The 18,887-nt window shown below is 61.3% G+C and carries 14 protein-coding genes and 1 riboswitch; of the genes, 5 read left to right on the forward strand and 9 right to left on the reverse strand.

Translation table 11 applies throughout. The features are described from left to right. Positions 1–90: 90 nt before the first annotated feature. The 5 genes from BGE01nite_RS14230 to BGE01nite_RS14250 are packed head-to-tail and all read right to left on the reverse strand — an operon-like array spanning position 91 to position 7,653. The gene (locus tag BGE01nite_RS14230; protein WP_246145726.1) at positions 91–876 is read right to left on the reverse strand and encodes a GDSL-type esterase/lipase family protein; all 786 of its coding nucleotides are present in this window, start codon (positions 874–876) and stop codon (positions 91–93) included. Continuing rightward, a complete protein-coding gene (locus tag BGE01nite_RS14235) occupies positions 873–2,087 on the reverse strand; it encodes a Wadjet anti-phage system protein JetD domain-containing protein (RefSeq protein WP_146851148.1) in 1,215 nt (404 codons plus the stop codon). Before BGE01nite_RS14235 ends, BGE01nite_RS14230 begins: the two co-directional genes overlap by 4 nt. Before the next feature lie 50 nt (positions 2,088–2,137). Beyond that, entirely contained in the window at positions 2,138–5,473 is a 3,336-nt protein-coding gene (locus BGE01nite_RS14240) for an SbcC/MukB-like Walker B domain-containing protein (RefSeq protein WP_146851149.1), read from the reverse strand. Then, positions 5,470–6,144 carry a DUF4194 domain-containing protein gene (locus tag BGE01nite_RS14245; protein WP_146851150.1) on the reverse strand — a complete coding sequence of 225 codons (675 nt, stop codon included), beginning with the start codon at positions 6,142–6,144 and terminating at the stop codon, positions 5,470–5,472. Before BGE01nite_RS14245 ends, BGE01nite_RS14240 begins: the two co-directional genes overlap by 4 nt. 33 nt (positions 6,145–6,177) lie before the next feature. After that, positions 6,178–7,653: a Wadjet anti-phage system protein JetA family protein gene (locus tag BGE01nite_RS14250; protein WP_146851151.1), complete on the reverse strand. Its 1,476-nt coding sequence runs from the start codon at positions 7,651–7,653 to the stop codon at positions 6,178–6,180. Between the two features lie 75 nt (positions 7,654–7,728). On the opposite strand from BGE01nite_RS14250, the gene BGE01nite_RS14255 reads away from it, so the two are divergent. After that, positions 7,729–10,500, forward strand: coding sequence for an AsmA-like C-terminal region-containing protein (locus BGE01nite_RS14255; RefSeq protein WP_146851152.1), 2,772 nt, complete (start codon positions 7,729–7,731; stop codon positions 10,498–10,500). Positions 10,501–10,551: 51 nt separating this feature from the next. Here the strand turns inward: BGE01nite_RS14255 and BGE01nite_RS14260 are convergent, their stop codons facing one another. Continuing rightward, on the reverse strand, positions 10,552–11,091 hold the full coding sequence (locus tag BGE01nite_RS14260) for a hypothetical protein (RefSeq protein WP_146851153.1): 540 nt from the start codon (positions 11,089–11,091) through the stop codon (positions 10,552–10,554). 115 nt (positions 11,092–11,206) lie between these two features. On the opposite strand from BGE01nite_RS14260, the gene waaF reads away from it, so the two are divergent. Further along, positions 11,207–13,165 (forward strand): lipopolysaccharide heptosyltransferase II, encoded by a 1,959-nt coding sequence (waaF, locus tag BGE01nite_RS14265; protein WP_146851154.1) that lies wholly within the window; start codon positions 11,207–11,209, stop codon positions 13,163–13,165. 61 nt (positions 13,166–13,226) lie between these two features. On the opposite strand, the gene BGE01nite_RS14270 is transcribed toward waaF, so the two are convergent. The 3 genes from BGE01nite_RS14270 to BGE01nite_RS14280 form a co-directional block, all read right to left on the reverse strand. Further along, on the reverse strand, positions 13,227–13,814 hold the full coding sequence (locus tag BGE01nite_RS14270) for a thermonuclease family protein (protein WP_170266791.1): 588 nt from the start codon (positions 13,812–13,814) through the stop codon (positions 13,227–13,229). Positions 13,815–13,910: 96 nt separating this feature from the next. Then, positions 13,911–15,323: a sulfatase family protein gene (locus BGE01nite_RS14275; RefSeq protein ID WP_146851156.1), complete on the reverse strand. Its 1,413-nt coding sequence runs from the start codon at positions 15,321–15,323 to the stop codon at positions 13,911–13,913. A 28-nt stretch (positions 15,324–15,351) separates the two neighbouring features. Beyond that, complete coding sequence (locus BGE01nite_RS14280; RefSeq protein ID WP_170266792.1) at positions 15,352–16,140, reverse strand: TrmH family RNA methyltransferase; 789 nt, start codon at positions 16,138–16,140, stop codon at positions 15,352–15,354. Between the two features lie 127 nt (positions 16,141–16,267). Between BGE01nite_RS14280 and BGE01nite_RS14285 the strand changes: the two genes are divergently transcribed. From BGE01nite_RS14285 to BGE01nite_RS29000, 3 genes are all read left to right on the forward strand, one after another. Next, positions 16,268–17,752 (forward strand): serine/threonine protein kinase, encoded by a 1,485-nt coding sequence (locus BGE01nite_RS14285; RefSeq protein WP_146851158.1) that lies wholly within the window; start codon positions 16,268–16,270, stop codon positions 17,750–17,752. Between the two features lie 67 nt (positions 17,753–17,819). Then, a riboswitch (cyclic di-AMP (ydaO/yuaA leader) is annotated at positions 17,820–17,994 on the forward strand. Between the two features lie 106 nt (positions 17,995–18,100). Further along, a complete protein-coding gene (locus BGE01nite_RS28995; protein ID WP_170266793.1) occupies positions 18,101–18,358 on the forward strand; it encodes a hypothetical protein in 258 nt (85 codons plus the stop codon). A gap of 11 nt (positions 18,359–18,369) precedes the next feature. Next, positions 18,370–18,876, forward strand: coding sequence for a PH domain-containing protein (locus tag BGE01nite_RS29000; RefSeq protein WP_170266794.1), 507 nt, complete (start codon positions 18,370–18,372; stop codon positions 18,874–18,876). Positions 18,877–18,887: the final 11 nt, after the last annotated feature.

The following is an 18,887-nucleotide window of genomic DNA, read 5'->3' on the forward strand; positions in this document are numbered from 1 at the left end:
CCAATCGAAACACGCCGATCACTCACTCCGTCGGAAAGCTCCAGAGGACTGGAGCACTCCAGGACGCTTCGCGAAATTCAAGACCACTATTCACTCCGGCAGCACCGCCTTCAGAGCCTCCGCCCAAACGCCATAACCTTTTTGGTTAGGGTGAAGTGAATCAGGCATCACCTCCTTCGAGATGCTGCCATCCGGCTCCAGCCACTTGTCCGTGATATCCAGATAGGTCACGCCCGGCTTGTCCTTCTGCGCCGCAGCCAGCACTGCATTGATCTTCGCCAGCTCGGCGCGCTTTGGATTGTCGGCCATCTTCCCGCGCGGGAAAATCGCCATCACGATCACCTTCGCGCCGGGGCACTTCTTCTGGCATTGCTCCACGATCGCACCGATGCCCGCCGCAATCTCCTCCGGCGTGTTTGACCGGCAGTTCTCCGTCTGCGCCGTGTTGTTCGTGCCGATGTGAATCACAATCGCCTTCGGTTTCAGCCCGTCCAGCTCGCCGAGCTCGATGCGCTTCAACGCATTCTGCGTGCGATCCCATCCAAAACCCAAGTTCAGCACCCGGCGCTTCCCAAACAAGCTTTCCCAAGTCTCCGTGCCGCGATTGCCAATGCGACCACCATCCGGCTTCCCGCCCCAGAAATGCGTGATCGAATCTCCAATCAGCACGATCTCTGGATCGATCTCATTCTTGATGCGCATGATCTCATCATGCCGCTCCTCCCAGCCATAGCCGTCCTTCTCCAGCTTCAGCATCGGCGTCACCGCCGTGTTGATCTCCGTCGAAAGCGCCAGCTTCTTCCTCTCCTCCGCCTGCATGAATGCCAGCCCCGCCAGCACGACGAGAGCAGCAAGCATTGCTAAACGTGTTTTCATAACGACGGGGGTGCGGAGGTGAAAAAAGGCCATGCTCTCAATAGCACAGGAGGAAGAGATTCTTGCTCAAAATCACCACGCCGTTTCGAATCAAGCATCGGCTGAAGGTCCGCCTGGCAATCGGCCATCTGTGGATCATGCATCAACCTCTCAATCACCTGCCGGTCACGGCTGGTGAGAAACCAGGAGTTCTCATCAGACCGCCAGCGCATTTGAAAAGGTTGCACCTCACGTCCAGAGACTTCACGCATTCTCCTCAAGATATCCCAGCCGCTCGGATCTGTATCGCCAAAATGATAGTGAGGAATCTCCCGTGGCAGCTTCTGCAAAAGCAGACGCACGGCCTGCGTCGGAAATGACGAAGCCACCATCAAGGTGCTCCGCGCCTCATCAGCCCGCGCCAACTGCAGAAAGGTTGTCTTCCGGTTCTCCACGGTCAGCAAACGTTCCGCAGTCGTGGTGATGTGCACCACCTTCTCCAGTTCAACGGCCGACAGCGCGGCCTCATAACGCAGATCGAGCACCTTCGTATGGTCTTCATAGTGCAGCACCATCGGCCCGCAGTAATGCAGCACACTGTTGCTCGTCTGGATGCCCAGCGCCTCCAGCGGCATCTCCCGTCCAAAAAGCTGTGCCAAGGCTCGTTCGATAAAGCTTTGCTCTTCTTCGAGATACTTTGAGCCATGGCCAAGTCGTGTGCTCGCATCCCGCACCAGCGTGCCTTCCGGCCATTCACGGCTGGTGAGATGAAACATCAGCCTCAGCAACTCATCCACCCGCTCCGCTTCCAGCCAGCGAAAAGGCTCCACCACCCGAGGAATGCTAAACTCAGCCTTCAAACGACCACAAAGCCCCAACCAAAGATCTGACAAGAGTGGATGCGGTTCCGCAGCCCAGCGATCCACCACCGCCAGCGCCCTCTGCTGAACTTCACCTCCTGGCGATGACCCAAACCTCCCATGCAGCCATGCCTCGGCCTCCAGCGGGATCTCGATCTTGTCGATGTAGCGAGGCTTGCTCTTGAAGGCGATCAAGCGGAGCTGAGACAGGTTCTGTGCTTCTCTCAGAGCCGTCTGCCGGTCCTCGGCAGACGTGATGCCCGCTTCATCGAGCAGCCCTTCCCAATCACGTCGAAACGCACGCGCAGCCAATGTCACCCGCCGTTTCCGGGCGGCCATCCACTGCTCATGAAGCGTTTGCAACCAGCGCATCACTCACCGTGGCGAAGATTGGCCCGCCGACAAGAGCGGGCAGCAGACCACTACTCCACCAGCTCCGCCAGCCGTGCACCTTCCACGCGGACCACCCAGTTTTCGATGTTCTGGATCTGCTCGGACTCCGCGTCATACGTGCGTTCCACGCGGCACTGCACCACCGTGTCAGCGTGCTGAAACATCGTCGGCAGACGGTCTTCAGGGAAGGCCATGATGAGCTGGAGCCCGAAGTTCCGCGCGAGCGCCAGGCAATCATCAATGCGGTCACCGCTCAGCTTGCTGAAAGCCTCGTCCATCACCACCAGCCCCAGGTTGTGCTGCTCATCACGACGACCGAGATCATACACCCGACGGAAAGCCGCCAGAGTGGCCACAAAGAACGGCGCCTGATTCTCACCACCGCTCTGCTTCTTCGCGCTCTTGTTCAGGCTGATCGCCGCCGCATCACCACGACCTGCGGGCTTCGCCTCAATGTCCCAGTGATGATAGTAGCGATAGTCGAGCGCCTTCTGATGACGCTTGTCCTCCGGATTATCCGCCGCATCGATGGCCGCCATGAGCTCTGCCTTCGCACGCTCGATGTCGTCACGACCCGCTGCATTGAAAAGCTCCATCTCGCTACCGCTGGGCAATCCTTTCTCCACCAGCGTCCAGATGGCGCTGTGCGCCTTGTCGGCCCGGCTGGTGAGCTGGTAGCGCCAGCCGCCGATCTCATGATCCATGGCGCGGTTCAGCTCGCGCTTCGTGCGGTCCGCCTCGCTCAGCTTTTCACGCAGCACATCCAGCACCTGGTGCTGCAAGCGGTCCTCCCACTCCTTCTTCGCTTCCAAAGCTGCTGTCTTGAAGCGCTCCAGTTCATGGGTCTCCAGATCATCGCGACGCTGGTCATAAAGATCGTTATCCTCGGCATCGGGGTCCAGTGCATCACCCAAATCAGCATGCACCACCACCAGCTCGCGGCGTTGATCATCCCGCAGGCGGCGCTGCTCCACGGCACGGGTCTCAAGCTGTAAGGCCAAAGTGGCCGCCATCTCGATGGACTTCCGCCAGGACGTCGACTTCTGCCGCTCAGACGCGATGCGACTGGTGATCTCATCATCCGTCACGCCACGCACGAGCACCCGGGAAGTCTGCCGTGCAAAACGGCTCTGCTCCTCTGCCGTCACATCCTCCACCAGCGCGTCCTCGAGCCTCGCCTGTTCCACCGAGAAGGCCGTGATGGCCGTCTTCAGACCGCCGATGCGCTCATGAATGCCTTCCAGCGTGGCATTCTGCACACGCAGGTTTTCCATGGCCTGCACATTGTCCGGCGTGGCCAGCAGATCCCAGGTGGCACGCAGCTCACCCAGGTCAGAACGCAAGCGTGGCAGGAGATGAATCTCATCCGCCGACTCCGGCGATGTAAAATGATCCAGCCGCCACTCACGGCCACGATTCACAAAGGAGCGCAGATCATCACAGTCCTGGCGCACTTCCTGGATCACCGCCTCGGTGTCACGCAGCTCACCTTCACGCATGTCACGCAGACGCCGCAGACCTTCCTCACCCAGGGTCAGCTCCTTCTCAGGCGTGATCTTCAAGCGACGTGGCGGATCCTTGAGCCAGCCATCCAGCGAAAGAGCGCGCGGATGCTTGTCGAGCTGTGAAGCCTTGTTCACCGCCACGATTCCGCCCAACAAATGATCCAGCAAAAAACCTGCTGTCTGATGCTTGGTCTCCAAAAACTCACGCAGGGAGCCTTTCTCCACGTTTGCCGCAGCCTGGCGCACCTCATCCGGGTGAATCAAGGGTTCCGTGGGGCTTGGCGTCTGCTGCGCCTGGTCCCACGCCGCCTTGAAGTCCTCCGGCAAAACAGCCCGCCGATAGAGTCCAATCATGCTCTCCAGCAGCGGCCACCATTTCTCCGCGGCAGGCTTCACCTCTACCACACGCCCAAGCGCCACGGCCCGCTGTCCGCGAGCCAAAAGTGCGTTCAAAAGCGGTGCGGGTGCAGCGTGACCTTCCTGAAGATGCCCCAGATCCTTCTGCAGCGCGGCTTTCCTCGCCTCATGCTCGGCCAAGCGCGCCTCGATGGGCCGGAGAGCCTCCATGGCCTGGTCACGAAGCTGGATGTAAACCGGCGGCATCTCGCGCGTGGCCGCCAGGGCGCGGCTCTCATCCGCGCTCTGCATGGCGGACATGAGCTTTGAGGCATGGTCCGGGATGTCCATCCCTAGACGTGAACCGTGCAGCATCCAGTCCTGCCAGCGGCGCACACGATCACGCAGCAGCTCACGCACATGCGTGGCCGCAGTTTCGAGACGGCTGACCTCTTTTTCAATCTCGCGGCGGCGGCGATCATTCTCCTCCAGTTTCACGGCCTTGTCACCGAGGGCAGTGCGCGCGGCCTCCACAGACGAGCGCAGTCTTTCACGCTCCTGCACAGCCTGCTCATGAGCCTCCAGATTGTCCGCATGATCTGCACGCTTCGCCTCCAGAGTGGCTTTGCGACGGTTCAGGTTCTCCAGCGCCTCTTCATGCTTCAGCGCATCACTCAAATGCGTGTAGAGCGCGGACTCACGCTTGGAGGTGATCCAGTCCTGATGATGCCCGGAGATGCGCTTCAGCCGCTCCAGCTGGTCATACATCTTCTCCAGACGCTCCTGCGCACGGCGATGCGCATCCACACTGGCCTTCACCGCCTTCACATCCGGCATGCCGGGCTCGAGCAGGAACTCCCGAACAAACTTTTCGAAATTGCTCTCCGGCTCAAAGGCCATCGCGCGTGGCAGCGTCTTGCCCATCTGCTCCGGGTCAAAACCGAGATGCGATCTCATCGCCATCTCATCGAGATACGCCTTCTGCCGGTCCCACACATCGCCATCCAGCTCACGCCGCACACGGGTGCGAAATTCATCCTCAGGCATGAACCTCATCTCCTGCGGCCCTGCCTCGTTGTTCAGGAAATCCTGCCACGCGAGACGTCTTCCAGCACGAAACCAAATGGTCGAAGGCTTGGCTGTGGGGCTTTCATACTCAATGCGCGCGCCCCAGGTCTCACGGCGCGGCTCGGTCTCGCCCGGTTGCAGCGGCCAGGCAAACTCCAGGCCCGCCAGCGTCACGCTGCTCGGCCTCAGATAGCGCTCGGCACCATCGCGACCGGTCGTGTTCGTATCACACAGGCAGTAGCCGCGCAGTGAGCGCCCGCTGCCAGCACCGGCAGCAGCTTTGTTAAAGCGGCTTTGCTGCTCACCCAGCATCACAAACTGGATGAGGTCCAGCAGCGCGCTCTTGCCACTGCCATTCGCACCTGTGATCAGCGAGAGACCGGCCACATCAATGAACTGCCGATAGCCATACCAGTTGACCGCGAGGACACGGCTCAAGGTGATGCGCGAACTCATGGCGACACCTCCTCGGCCTCAAGACTTTCCTTGCCACTGCCAGAGGCACTGCTCTGCGGCTGATGCAGATCCACACGCGTCTGCCAAGCGGTGATGTCATCAAAGGGAATCACCCGCGCCAGGCTGGGCAGGATCTCAATCTGCATCTCGCCCGCCTGTGTCATGCCTTCCGGCTTCAGCGTGCGGACCAGCCGATGCCGTTTCAGCCGCACAAGGCAGGACTCGATCTGGGATTTCTCCGGCGTGGCCACCTTGTCAAAATACACCTTCAGCGCGGCCCAGAGCTGGTCCACGGTCACAATGACCGCCTCCTGGCTGCCCGTGCTGATCTCATCATCATAAAGCCGCCACAGCGCCAGCAGCACCAGCGTCTCATCCTTGTCAAAACGACCTAACAAAAGGCATGACTCCGTGCGCGGGCGTGCCTGCAGCAGCGAATGGTCATCATCCACGATCAGCTCCAGCGCCAGCGGCGCCAGGTAGTCCTCCACATGCGTGCGATAGTGGTCCCGGGCCAGCATATACAGCTCGCGCCCGCTGCCCTCGTCTCCCAGCAGCACACCGCGTCCCAGCAGCTCTGCCAGCACCTCGCGCAGCGCGGCGCGGTCACTGTCCGGCACATCACTCCAGAAGGAGCGCGGCCAGAGAGGATCAGAGGTGGGGGCAGACATGGGGCGGTGATGATGGAGGGTTGTGGCGCTTCCTCAAGCCTCCCTTTTGATCGTGAACCGCTCCACACGATGACCCGCGATCTCGTCATGCTCGATGATGTGCGGTTCCAGGCCATTCCTGCGGCGGACACCGTCCACACTCCAGCGCACGCGCTTCCCGGCCAGGGCAGGCGCATGCTCGTAGGCCACCACGGCCAGCAGATCCAGCAAGTCGTCCGCCGTTTCCAGAGTGATTTCCTCCGTGCTCATCTCGCCTTTCTTGCTCGGCAGCAGCTTTGCCACCAGGCGCGCCGCGCGTTGAGGTGTCAGCGCCAGGCGCTGGCGTTCTCTCCACGCCGCCAGCACTTCATCCTCGCTCTGCTTCGAGGCACTGCTTTGACCAAATGTGAGATCCACCGGCATCTTCGTGCGGCGCGGTTTGTAGAGTGACTCTGAACCAAAGAAGAAACGTGTCTCCACACAGCGCGGAGCGAAGTCCGCCTTCTGCCCGGCGAACTCGGAAAAGCGTCCACCCGCACTCGCGGCATTGATCGCATCACAGTAGGCTTTGACGAGTTCCGGCCGGCGCCCGCGCAACTCCGTCTGGTAGCGATATCTCTGCTGACTGAGCCGGTTGAAGGCCGCCATGCGCAGATCGATGGCCTCGGCGCGTCGTTTCAATCCGCCGAGATCCCGCTCCAGACGCGTGAGCATCATCACCGCATGGTCATAGGACTCCGTGTCATCGTAGCCGTAGTGCTCACGCAGGCCTGTGGCCAGCCGCTCACGCATCAGCGGATCATCATGACGCTCCGAAATGGCACTGCGCGCGTTCTCGATGCGGGTGAGCAATCCGCCACGGCGCAGCGCATCATAGCACACCATGTGCTGCCCCTGGCCAAACTCCTCATAGAGCAGGTTCAGGGTGTCCGCAGCCGTCGCCGTTTGCCTCTGCCGCTGCTCGAAGCTGGTCACGATCTTCTCCACCGCATGCAGTTGCTCGATGGCACGCTCCAGACGCTGCGAGAGATCGGTGATGGTCGACCTGAGCTGGTCCGGCGGATTGACCTGCGGATCCAGCACCCCGCGCTCCTCCAGCGTCTGGCAAAGACCGCGCAGCGTGTCCGCAAAGGTCTTCAGTTCCGCCACACGATCCTCCGCCAGATCACGCAGCATGCGCATCAGTGGTCGCAGGCCCGGGGTGACCACCGCCCAGCGCTCATGCAGCCCCAGCGTCTGGTCTTCCAACCAGCCGGCAGCGATGAGGCGGTTGAAGAACTGCCCCGCACGCTGCCGCGCATCTCTGAGCGCCGCGCCTTCATCCTCAGCGAGGAGTGACAGCGGATGCCGGGCAATGACCTCGCGGATGATCTCCGTGGTCTCACGCTGGGAGAGCCGCCCAGCCTCGCCTGCCTCCTCGATCAGCCGGTCTGCACAGTCCACATACACCGGCGCTGACGGCCGTGCCAGCGGACGGAAGAAATCCGCCGAGACGCTGCGGCTGAGTCGGGTGCTGAGAGTTTCGGGCATGAAGGGCGAAGCCAAGAGGTCACCAGATGCTCCAAGAGGTCAAGTCGGCATGCAAACCGCTCCGTTGACCATCGCTTGACCCCACCCGGCCCCGAAGGCACCTTCCCAGGCTTGAACCAATTCCTCTCCAAAGTCATTCGCCTCATTCTCGGCAGCGGTCTGCTGGCGGGGGCGATTTACTTGGGCACGGATGCCTTTGGGAAGACCTGGCGCGACTTCGTGATCCGGGAGCTGGCGCAGCGCGGACTGCACCTGGATTTCAGCAGGCTGCGGATCAATCCCGTGGGCGGCATCGTGGCGCATGATGTGCGTGTCTTCGCCGGGAGTGACCGCAAGCATGTGCTGGCGGACGTGGACCACCTCATCCTCGACTTCAATCTGGGGAAGCTGATGGAAAAGCAGTTCGTGGTGGAGGCGCTGGAGCTGAGCCACACTCGCGTGTCCTTCCCGGTCGATCCGGAGTCACCCAACCCAACCCGCATTGAGCTGGATGACCTCAGCGCGCGTGTCTATATCAATGATGGCCGTCTGGATCTGCAGCAGGTGGAGGGCACGCTCGCCGGCATTGTCCTGAGCCTGACGGGTGAGCTGCTGCTGCCGCAGAAGACCGAGACGGATCCCCCCACTCCCGGCGTGCCAGCCCCGACCCCCATGCAGCGCGTGCAGGGTCTGCGCGAACATCAGCAGCGGGTGCAGCGCGGCCTCGACTGGCTCAGCAGGTTCACCTTTGCCAAGGCACCGCATCTGAACCTCGAGGTCAATGGAGCGCTGGACAAACTCAATGAGCTGGATGTGCGGCTTTTCTTCGAGGTGGAGGGTCTGGAATACGGCAGCTATGCGGCGGACGAAGTGCGCGCCGAGGCAGAATACAACGCGGGCTTTGTGGACCTCACACGCTTTCATCTGAAGGACCGTCTCGGTGAGGTGAATGTGAGTGCCTCCTGGCTCATGGGCGCGGAGGATCTGCGGTTTCAGCTCACCTCCAGCGCGGATCTTCCCGGCCTCGCGCAGGCCTTTCTCGACAACGACAACCTGCGCGAGATCGTCTTCTACGAATCACCTCACCTGGCGCTGGAAGGTGTGTGGCATGTGGATGGGCCGCTCTCTGAGCACAAGCGTCCCGTGCAGGTCACGGGGCACCTGGACTGCGGCCGCTTCGGCACCCGGGGTGAGGTCTTTGATGGCTTGAAGGCGACCATCGGCGTGGCGCCGGAGGGCGTGTATGTCCGTGATTTTTTACTTCGTCACAAGACCGGCACGTTGAGCGCGCAGACCCTTTTGCATGAGACGCAGGGCACGCGCTACCAGCTCACAGTGCGCATGGACCCGAATGCGTTTCTGCCCTTCGTGGAGGGGAAGCAGGGCCGGGAGATCATTCAGCGCTTTCAGTTCACCCCCGAGTCTTCGATCGATCTGGAAGTCGTGGGTGTCGGCACGGATCCTGATCCGAAAACATGGGTCAACAAAGGCCATGGCGATCTCCGGCGCATGAAGTATCGCGGCCTGTATGTCGATGAATTCATCGCGGATGTGGAGATCCAGCATCCGCTGATGCACTTTAAGAACATCAAGGTGCGCCGCCCGGAAGGCGTGGCCGAAGCCACTCATGTGGAGGTGAATGATGTGGAAAAGTGGGTGAAGCTGGACGGCATCAAGTCCGGCATCGACCCCGTGGGTGTGGTGGGCGTCTTCGGCCCGAAGACGGCGGAGATCGTGGCGAAATACAAGCTGCCCAACACCACCCAGGCCTCCGTGCAGGGGACGATCTGGTATCGCGCGCCGGAAAAGAATGACTTCGTCGTCAAGTTTCACCATCCTTCCGGAACCGGACGCTATGTGCTCTTCAACGAGGACTATCTCATCCAGTCTCCTGCCGGTGAGCTCACCTTCAAGGGCATGGACCTGCGTTTTGATGTCAGCGGACACGTTCTTGGAGGCCCCATGAATGCGAAAGGCCGCGTGGATCTCCGGCCCGAGTCTGATGACTTCACCGCCTTAGTCACCGCGGCCAAATTCCCCTTCGAGGTCTTCAAAAAGCAGATGCCCTTTGAGAAGGTGCGCGCGGATGTGAGCGGGGGACGCGCGGGGACGAAGTTTGACATTCAATCCTCTTTGTTAGGCGGAAACTTCTCCCTGACGGGCACGACGGCCTCTGAGCGCGACCCGAAAGCTTACACGGGTGAGCTGCTGCTGAAAAACATCAGCCTGCCGCTCTTTGCCAGCATCTACTGGAAGGGGAATGACAGCCAGGGAGATGCCACCGGGTTCTTCAAGTTCACCGGCCGCATGAATGACTGGCAGGCGCTGAAGGGAACAGGTGCCCTGACCATCCTGAATGGAGACCTCTACTCCATCCCCATCGTCGGCATGCTCGCCCCCATGCTCCGCACCATTTTGCCGAAGCAGATCGCGGGTTATAACATCGCCAAGGAAGCCGACTGCACCTTCAGCGTGGGGGATGGATTCCTGGTGACGAAGGACTTCACCGCCCTGACCAGTGCCTTCAAGGTCCTGCTGGATGGCAGCATCGACTTCCTCAACGACCGCCTGGACATGAACGCGCAGGTGCGTGTGCGCGGCCTCCCCGGCATTGTCTTCCTGCCTTTCAGCGAGCTGCTGGAATACAAGGGCACGGGCCCGCTCTCCGATGCCAAATGGGAGGCCAAGCTCCTGCGCGGCGGCGAACGCACGGTGAAGGCCCAGCCGCTGGATGAGAACAACAAGCCCGTGGACCGCCCTGCCGCCGAAGGCATGAAGCCGCTGCTGCCGCAGTTGAAAAAGCTCTTCAAGAATCCGGACAAGCCCGACAAACCCAGTGACGGCAGGCTCTTCCGAAGCCCGGACTAGGACTCAAGAGCCCCTTCGTGTGGAGCTGTCTTTTAAAAGGGGCTGTTCAGATCACTCCCTCCAGAAATGCTTTCTCCCCGGATCACGGAACGCATTTTCAAGACTGTCGAAGAGCGAGTTCAACCTCGCCTCCTCCTTGATCACATACTCCACCGTGTGGGCATGGGTGGAAACGGGATAGCTCTTCACCACCTTCGGCTCGGTGAGCGTAGGTGAGATGCGCCCTGCGGCCTCCGTGACTGCCTGGCGGGCTTTGTCGATGGCCTGCTGCCCCACGGCGACCACGCCATTTCCTTCCAGCCTCACCGGCTCCAGGTAGTAAAAGCGCACGGCCGTGTTGGAGCTCAGCGTGAGATTCACCTCCACCACACGTGCCGCCGCATCCGCGATATACTCATGCTTCGAAAGGGCGATGATCTGCCCGGCCTTCACGATGTAGCGGCCGCCCTTGAGCGAGCCGGTCCAAAGGCCGTCTTGGAGGAACTCCTCGGGGACTGGCTTCGTCTGCGTCGGTCCGGTGGTGCCTTGCGCATGCAAAAATCCGCCGCTGAAACCCAGGACCACGACGAGGAGGGGAAGAAAGTTTTTCATAATCCCCTTCAAACTGCCAAACATCGCCGCAGTTGTAAATCTCCGCTTATCGGACCTGCGCCTACGATTTCTCCGCGATTGCCAGCCCTGCCTGATTGTGTCAGGGAAGGAGCCCATGAGCCAGCCCGACCCACCTCAGCACACGCGCTTCGAACTCGCGCGCTACTGGCTCGTGTACATGGCCTTCCTGGGCATGGAGGCGGTGCTCAAGATGCTGCCGCTCATCCTCATCTGGCATGTGGGGCGCGCCCTGGGTGCCGTGTCCTGGTTCGTCATCGGCAAATACCGCCGTCTGGTGCTGCGGAACGTCCGCATCGCCTTTGGACGGGAGAAAGATGAAGCGTGGCAGAGGAAGACCGCGCGGGCGCACTTCTTGTCCGTTTTTGCCAATGGGCTCAGCGGCCTGAAACTCGCCACCATGACGCGGGAACAGATCGAGGCCCGCGTGCGGCTGGACGGCATGGAGCACATGCAGGCCGCGCTGGCACTTGGCCAGCCCATCCTCGGCCTCGTCACTCATCAAAGCTGCTGGGAGGTGCTGAACAAGCTGCCCAATTTCTGCTCGTTTGGCCGTCATCCGGGCGTGATCTACCAGCCGCTGCACAATCCCTACATGGATGCGCACGTCCTGCGTGCCCGGCAAAAGCACGGCTACGCCATCTTCAACAGGCAGGAGGGCTTTCACGCGCCTATGAAGCACCTCCGTGAGGGTGGCAGTCTCGGCATCCTGGTGGACCAGCACGCGGGAGACCTGGGCGTGTGGGCACCCTTCTTTGACCGTCTCGCCTCCACCACGCCGATCGCCGGCATGGTCGCCCTGCGCACGAAGGCCATCATGGTCACCCTGGCCGTGTATGACGATGGTCCTGCACGCTGGCGCGCCAGCTATGGTCCTGCCATTCGTCCCACAGTGGAGTCCACCTTTCAGACTCTCACTGCCGAGGTGAATCAAGCCGTGGAGGCCCTCATCCGCCAGCAGCCGGAGAGCTGGTTCTGGGTGCACAACCGCTGGAAGACACCGAAGCCGCTCCTCATGATCAACAGCTACCGCCGCGGCATCGCCTACCCGCCGGGGTATGACATGAGCCGCCTGCAGCCCTTCGAGCTGCTTGTCAGATCACCTAATTGGTTAGGCGATGCCTGCATGGCCTTCCCTGCCGTGCGCGCCATGCGCACCGGCCGCCCGGATCTGAAGCTCACCGTCTTCGGCCCGGAGAAGCTGCGTGACCTCTGGGAAGCCCAGCCCGGCGTGGACCGCTACATTGGCAAGGACAACAAGGAAGGCCTCTTCTCCGTGGCGCGCCGGATCAAAAACAGCGGCGTGCCCTTTGATGCGGCGGTGCTTCTGACCAACAGCACCCGCAGCACGCTGGAGCTGTGGCTCGGTGGCATCGAGCGTCTTATTGGTTATACCGGCTCCTTCCGCAGCAAGTTCCTGCGTCACAAGATCCGCGAGCCCAAGGTCAAAGGACCGCCCGTCCATCACACCGATCGCTATCTCTACATCGCCAAGATCATCGGCTCTGAAGTCTCCGATGCTCTGGTCCCCAACCGCGAACCGGCAACCAAAAACGGCGAACTGAAGATCGGCATCTGCGCCGGCGCTGAATACGGCCAGGCCAAACGCTGGCCGCTGGATCGCTTTGCCGAGGTGATGAAGCAGGTCTCCAGCCAGCGCGCAGGCATCTCCTGGACCTTCTACGGCGCTCCGGGTGAAGCCGCCATGGGCGAGCAGCTTTCAACCCTGGTGGGTGATGCCGTGAAGCACACGAATCTCGTCGGCAAGACCAAGCTGGCCGAGCTCATCACCCAGCTTCGCGGCTGTGATCTGCTGGTCACAAATGACACCGGCACCATGCACCTCGCCGCCGCCCTCGGCGTGCCGACGGTGAGCATTTTTGGTTCGACCGAACCCATCCTCACCGGCCCGCTCGGTGACCAGCATACCGTCATTCGTCATCAAGTCCCCTGCAGCCCCTGCTTCAAGCGCGAGTGCCCCTTTGGTCACTATGAGTGCATGACGAAGATCACGCCGGAGAGAGTGGCGGGTGCTGTGATGGCGAGGATCAGCTAGCGAAGCCTCAGGAGTCCATTCACGACTCTCCTCCCCGGCAGCAGGGCTGCCGCAGTCCATGTCAGAGCCGTCCCCACGCTCCGCGTCTCGCATTTCGCGCCTCGGCTTCCATCTGCTTGAGTTGCTGCTCATACGCCTTCTTATCCCGGCCATCCGGCAAGGTCGTCCCGCCCGTGTGGATCCGCGCCAGGCCTGCGCTCACTAGCTTCGCCGAGAGGTCCAGATCATCCGGGAAGATCACAAAGGCATAGTAGCGCCCGCTGTTGTAGACCTTGTGCCACTTCGTGCACACCACGAAGGGCTGCGTGCTCATGAGCTCACGTGTGAACGCCTCGCCCCTCTGCCCCACAAGCACTGTTTCAGCCTCGCTCAAGCCGCCGAAGTAGCGCCCCTGCTCGGCCAGGCGATCGCCATTCAGATGATGCCGTTTCTTCTCCGGACAATCCGCGAAGTAGAGACGGAACTCATGCACCTTGCCACCGTGCTCGAGATGAAAGCTGTCGCCATCATTGTCACGATGCGGATGCCATTTTGCATCCAGGATGACCTCGAAAACCTTTGTGGCTTCGCGCTCGGGTGAGGAGGTCTTCTGGACCACCTGCTCCCAGCCCTGCCAGCCGGCAAAAAGCAGCGCGATCCATAGCCACAACCACCCCTTCCCTTTTCGTCCTCGCCTGGATCGGCCCCTGTAAAAATTCATGTGTCTCTCATGCCGCTAAACAGGCGCGCTGGCAACTTCATCGCACTACTCGGCGGTCACACGTTTCGCCTTGGACCTGCCGCCATGCAGCAGGTCGTATTGAGGGTCGGCATAGGTGTGGAAAAAGGCATCCAGCCGGGCTGACATCTCCTTCACCACGGGCTCCATGCCGGGTTGACCGAGCAGATTGAACCGCTCCTGCGCATCTGCCTGCATATCATAGAGCTCATGCGGTCCCGCTGGATGCCGCTGCACATATTTCCAGCGCTGCCCACGCACGGCACGGCAGGTCTCCATCTCATAGAAGATCGTGTTGTCCCAGGCATCGATGTCACGACCTCGCAAAACAGCGGAGAAATCACGGCCGGGCAGCCTGGGCTTCGTCGGCAGCTTGTCTGAGAGATTCAGGTAGCCCAGCAGGCTGGGCAGGAAATCATAGTTGCTCACCAGAAAGTCCGACGTCTCACCCGCTGGAATGCTTCCTGGCTGTGAGAAGATCAGCGGGATCTGCATCATCAGCTCATGCGCGCCGATGGGCCGGGTGTGATCCCCCATGCCCCAGATGCCATTCTGGCCGCCCATCCAGCCTTGATCGGACGAGTAAACAACCAGCGTGTCCTTTTCCAATCCCAGCCTCTTCAGCGCGGCCATGACCTCGCCCACGCCATCATCCACACCACTGACCTCGCTGGCCATGCGGCGCATGGCACGTGGATCGTTGTGAAACTGTTTGTTATGGTGCTGCCAGGGGTGCATGGCATCTCGCGGGAAGCTCGGCAGCTCCTTGTCCGCATAATAAGCCGCGTGACGGTTCTTCGACTCATTGAGCATCAGATTGCCCAGCGAATAAGGCCCATTGTAAGCCAGATACAGGAAGAAAGGTTTTTCCTTGTTCGCCTCCATGAACTCGATCCCGCGTCTCGTCCAAAAGTCCGTCGTATACTCAGCCACCTTCGTGACCTGGCCGTTTTCGATGATCTCCTGATCATAGAACTCCTTCGTGCTGCCATCCGGCTTCGTGACCCAGAAGGAGAATCCTTCGTTAGGCTTGAGATTGTCGCCAAGATGCCATTTGCCACTGAGGCCGCAGGTGTAGCCGGAGTCTCTCAGGATCTCGCCGATGGAGGTGAACTCTCCCAGCGTGTTGTAAGCCTGCGGGCCCATCATGAACTTCGGATCCAGAAATGAATGCACTCCATGCTGCGATGGAATGAGTCCCGTGAGAAAGGTCGCGCGTGTGGGCGAGCACACCGCATTGCTGCTCAGTGCCCGTGTGAAGCGGATGCCACCCTTCGCCAGTGCGTCGATGTTCGGCGTGCGGATGTCTTTGTTCCCATAACAGCCCAGGGTCCACGCGCCTTGGTTGTCCGTGAGGATGAAGACCACATTCGTCGGACGTGCCACCAGCGTGGTAGCGAGGACGGATAGGACGCAAAGGACAGAGAGGGCCAGGCGCATGATCTCTAAACGCGAGACCGGCAGCGCACTATCCGCGTCTTCTCTGTCGGGAAGCCTCAAAGAGCATCACGGCACCCGCAGCGGCCACATTGAGAGACTCCACGCCATTCGCCATCGGGATGCGCAGGCGGGTGTCACAGGTCTGCATGAGCTCTGCACTCACACCTCGGCCTTCATTGCCCAGCAGCAGCAGCGTGGGCTGGCGCCAGTCATAGCGGTCGTAGTCCAGCTCTCCCTCGCCAGCGGCGGCGGTGAGATGCAGCGCGTGCTTTTGCCTGAGATCGGCCAGGGTCTCATGACTCACCTCCGTGATCACCGGCAGGCGGAAGGCCGAGCCCATGGAGCTGCGCAGCACTTTGGGCGAATACACGTCCACACTGCCACTGAGCACGATCACGCCGTGAGCTCCGGCAGCCTCCGCCGTGCGCAGCAGAGTGCCCATGTTTCCAGGGTCCTGCACACGATCGATGCCCACCAGCAGCAAGCCTGTCTGATCTCGAAACAGCGCACCTGCATCCGGCGCTGGACGTTTCGCGATCAAAATGACCCCCTGGCTCTGCACGGTGTCTGCCATGGCGTCCAGCACGCTGCGGGAAGCCGTGAGCACGGGCACCTTTTGAGCCGCCAAATCTGCCACCAGCGCCTCCAGCCTTGCCTCCTGCGCTTCCGCATCCACAAAAGCTGTCTCCACATGGGTGCCGGACCTCAGTGCCTCCTCGGCCAGTCTCAGGCCATCAATGAAAATCAGCCCCTCCTCACGGCCGTCACGCACCCGGCGCGCGTGTTTGACACGCTCGTTGCTGGAACTGGAGATCATGGCTGGCATCCGGCCTGCTGGGTAGCGCAGCCACGGGAGGACCGCAAGGCACGAGCGTGACACCGCGCCGTCTCTTGGTGCTTGCCAAGCCGCCGCTTTCCCCCGAAAAAGTCCTGCGCCCCCCATCATGTCCGATATCTCCCCGACTGCCGATTTCCCAACCGCTGAAGAGCTCGGCTCGGCACTGCCGCAGTATGAGATCGAGGAGCGCATCAGCGTGGGCGAGGAAAGCGCCATCTACCTCGCGCGCCAGCCTGCGCTGGACCGCGCTGTGATGATCCGCGTGATGGCGGAGCCCTCCATGGGGGCCGCCGGCCGCCTGATGGAGCGTCTGCGCGCCCGGGCCCGCATCGTGCATCCGCGCATCGTGGCCGTGTATGACTTTGGCCGCGCCATCTCCGGCCATCTGTATCTCGTCACCGAGCATGTGGACGGCCGGGTGCTCTCCGACCTCATCCAGGAGCGCCAGGTGCCGCCGAAGCTGGGCTACAGCTACGCCCTGCAGGTCTGCGACATCCTCTCCATGCTGCATGAGCAGGGACTGAAGCATGGCGCGCTGAACTCGCGCACGGTGCTGGTCGATGAAGAAGGCCAGCTCAAGATCACCGGCGTGGGCATGAGCATCACGCCCAGCGGCGAAATCTCCTGGCTGCATGAAAGCGAGGCCTCCATCACCGGAGATCTCACCGATCTCGGCGCCCTGCTGCATGAGATGTTTGGCCGCGAGCCTCTGCCTGAGGATGGCCGTGTCTCACGCAATCTCCCGCCTGCCTTCGGGGCAGTGATCCGCCGCTGTGTGCAGCTGGAGACCACACGCCGCTACACCAGCGCGGCTGAAGTCCGCGAGGCTCTGGTGCAGGCGCTGAAAACGCAGCAGCAAGGGGCCTCCACCAAGTCCGCTGGCACACCCGCCGCCGATCCGCCTTCAGCACACGCAGCCAGGCCAGCCCCGGCACCTGCCCCCGCGCGGGCATCACGCCCGGCGCCCGTCTCTGCCCCCGCCGCGCCTCCACCGGTCTCGCACTCGCACGAACCTGCGGTGCCTGCCACCCACGCCCCTCCGCGCTATGCGCCCGGACGTCCGCCGCCTCCGGTCGTGCGCCCGCAGCCCTCCTTCATGAAGAAGCTGGATGACTTTCTGTGGGCCTGCCTGCGTGCCAGCCTGCATCTCTCCATCTTCCTCGTGGCCGCTGTGGTCATGCTCATCTTCTACGTGATGAAGGACAAGATCGTGCTCAAGGATCCGAACGATCCTGATTCCGCACGCGAAGAAGCCGCGATGCCGGGGCAGATGCTCGGCAAGCTTCCCGAAGCTCCGCAGCTTCCGCAAGCACCCGTCACCGCGCCATCGTCACCCATCACCCTGCCGCCACCCGCACCCGCCGCGGATCCCCTCGCAGCGCTGAAAGCCGAGTATCGTAACGCGGTGCAGAGCGAAGCTACTGCCGCGCTCGACAAAGTGCGTCTCAACGAGCTGCCCTTCTTCCAAAAAGAACTGCAACGCCTGCAAAATGGCGAATCAGTGCCTGACACGGACGAGCCGAATCTGCCAGCCGCACTCAAGCGCCTGCGTGACGACTATCGCAGCAAGAAAGCAGCTCTTGGAAAGTAGTCTCAAGTGCATCGTGCACTCGTGAACATCATCGCCGAATTTGACAAAGTTGGTTACCCGTGCGTGACTACCCGTGCAGCCGAAGCTGGTGCTCCTTCCTGAGCGCTGGCACGGGGGAACCAACTTCCTGAAGAATCGCAAGAGCCTTCAGGATGGGGCGCACAAGGGTGGGCAACCACCTGAGGGGTCACTTCCAAGACCTAGCCCGTCAGCTAACCTCGCAGGCCGATTTGGGAGGGCAATCCTCTGCCCGGTGCCTGTGCATCGGGACCATGGTTTCCCCACATAGACCTGCTTTTTCGCAGGACGGGAGACCGTCTGGCAAAAAGCCGCCAAGAGACCATATCCATGAACCTGACCGCGATCCGCGGCTGCCATCCACGCAGCCTGACGGAACCTCCTGCGCCTGTGACCTGCCGCGAGTGCGGCGTGCCGATGACACGTGGCTGCCTGCTGCAAAACAACGTCTGGGTCAGCCCCACGCCGATGGACCAGACCATCCTGCGCCAGCTCAATGCCTGGATCTTTGGTGTGAGGCGCGAAGCCCGCAAAGTCAGCGCCTGGCGCTGCCCTCAGTGCCAGCGGCTCGAGTTCATCACCAAATGAGGATCACCTTCATGAAACAACATTTCAAAGCGCCCTGGGGCACAGGGCTGAAGTGGATCTCCCTTTTCTCCACCTTGTTTCTCGGACCGATGTGTCTGGCCGCTCTCGCAATAGCCTACGTCAACGCGTCATCCTTGCTGGCTCTCCTCATCTGCCTTGTTCCCTGGCTCATCGTTGTTCCAGCGGCGTGCTATGCTGTCCGTGGTTATACTCTGGATGCAAACATCCTGCGCATTCATCGTCTGCTCTGGGACACCGTAATCCCCATCAGCGGCTTGAAGTACGCATTGACGATGCCCGAAGCCATGAGCGGCAGCATCCGCATATATGGAAACGGCGGTTTTTATTCCATCACCGGACATTACTGGAACAGGCGTCTCGGGCACTACCGTGCCTATGTGAATGACTGGAAACGGCCAGTGGTGCTGATCTTCCATGAGAGAAACACCATTGTGCTCTCCCCCGACGATCCCGAGGACTTCGTCGAAGCCGTGAAGGCCGCGGTCACTCCGCCATAGAGCAGGCCGAC

This window comes from Prosthecobacter gellanilyticus (assembly GCF_007992435.1).
Lineage (GTDB): Bacteria > Verrucomicrobiota > Verrucomicrobiia > Verrucomicrobiales > Verrucomicrobiaceae > Prosthecobacter > Prosthecobacter gellanilyticus.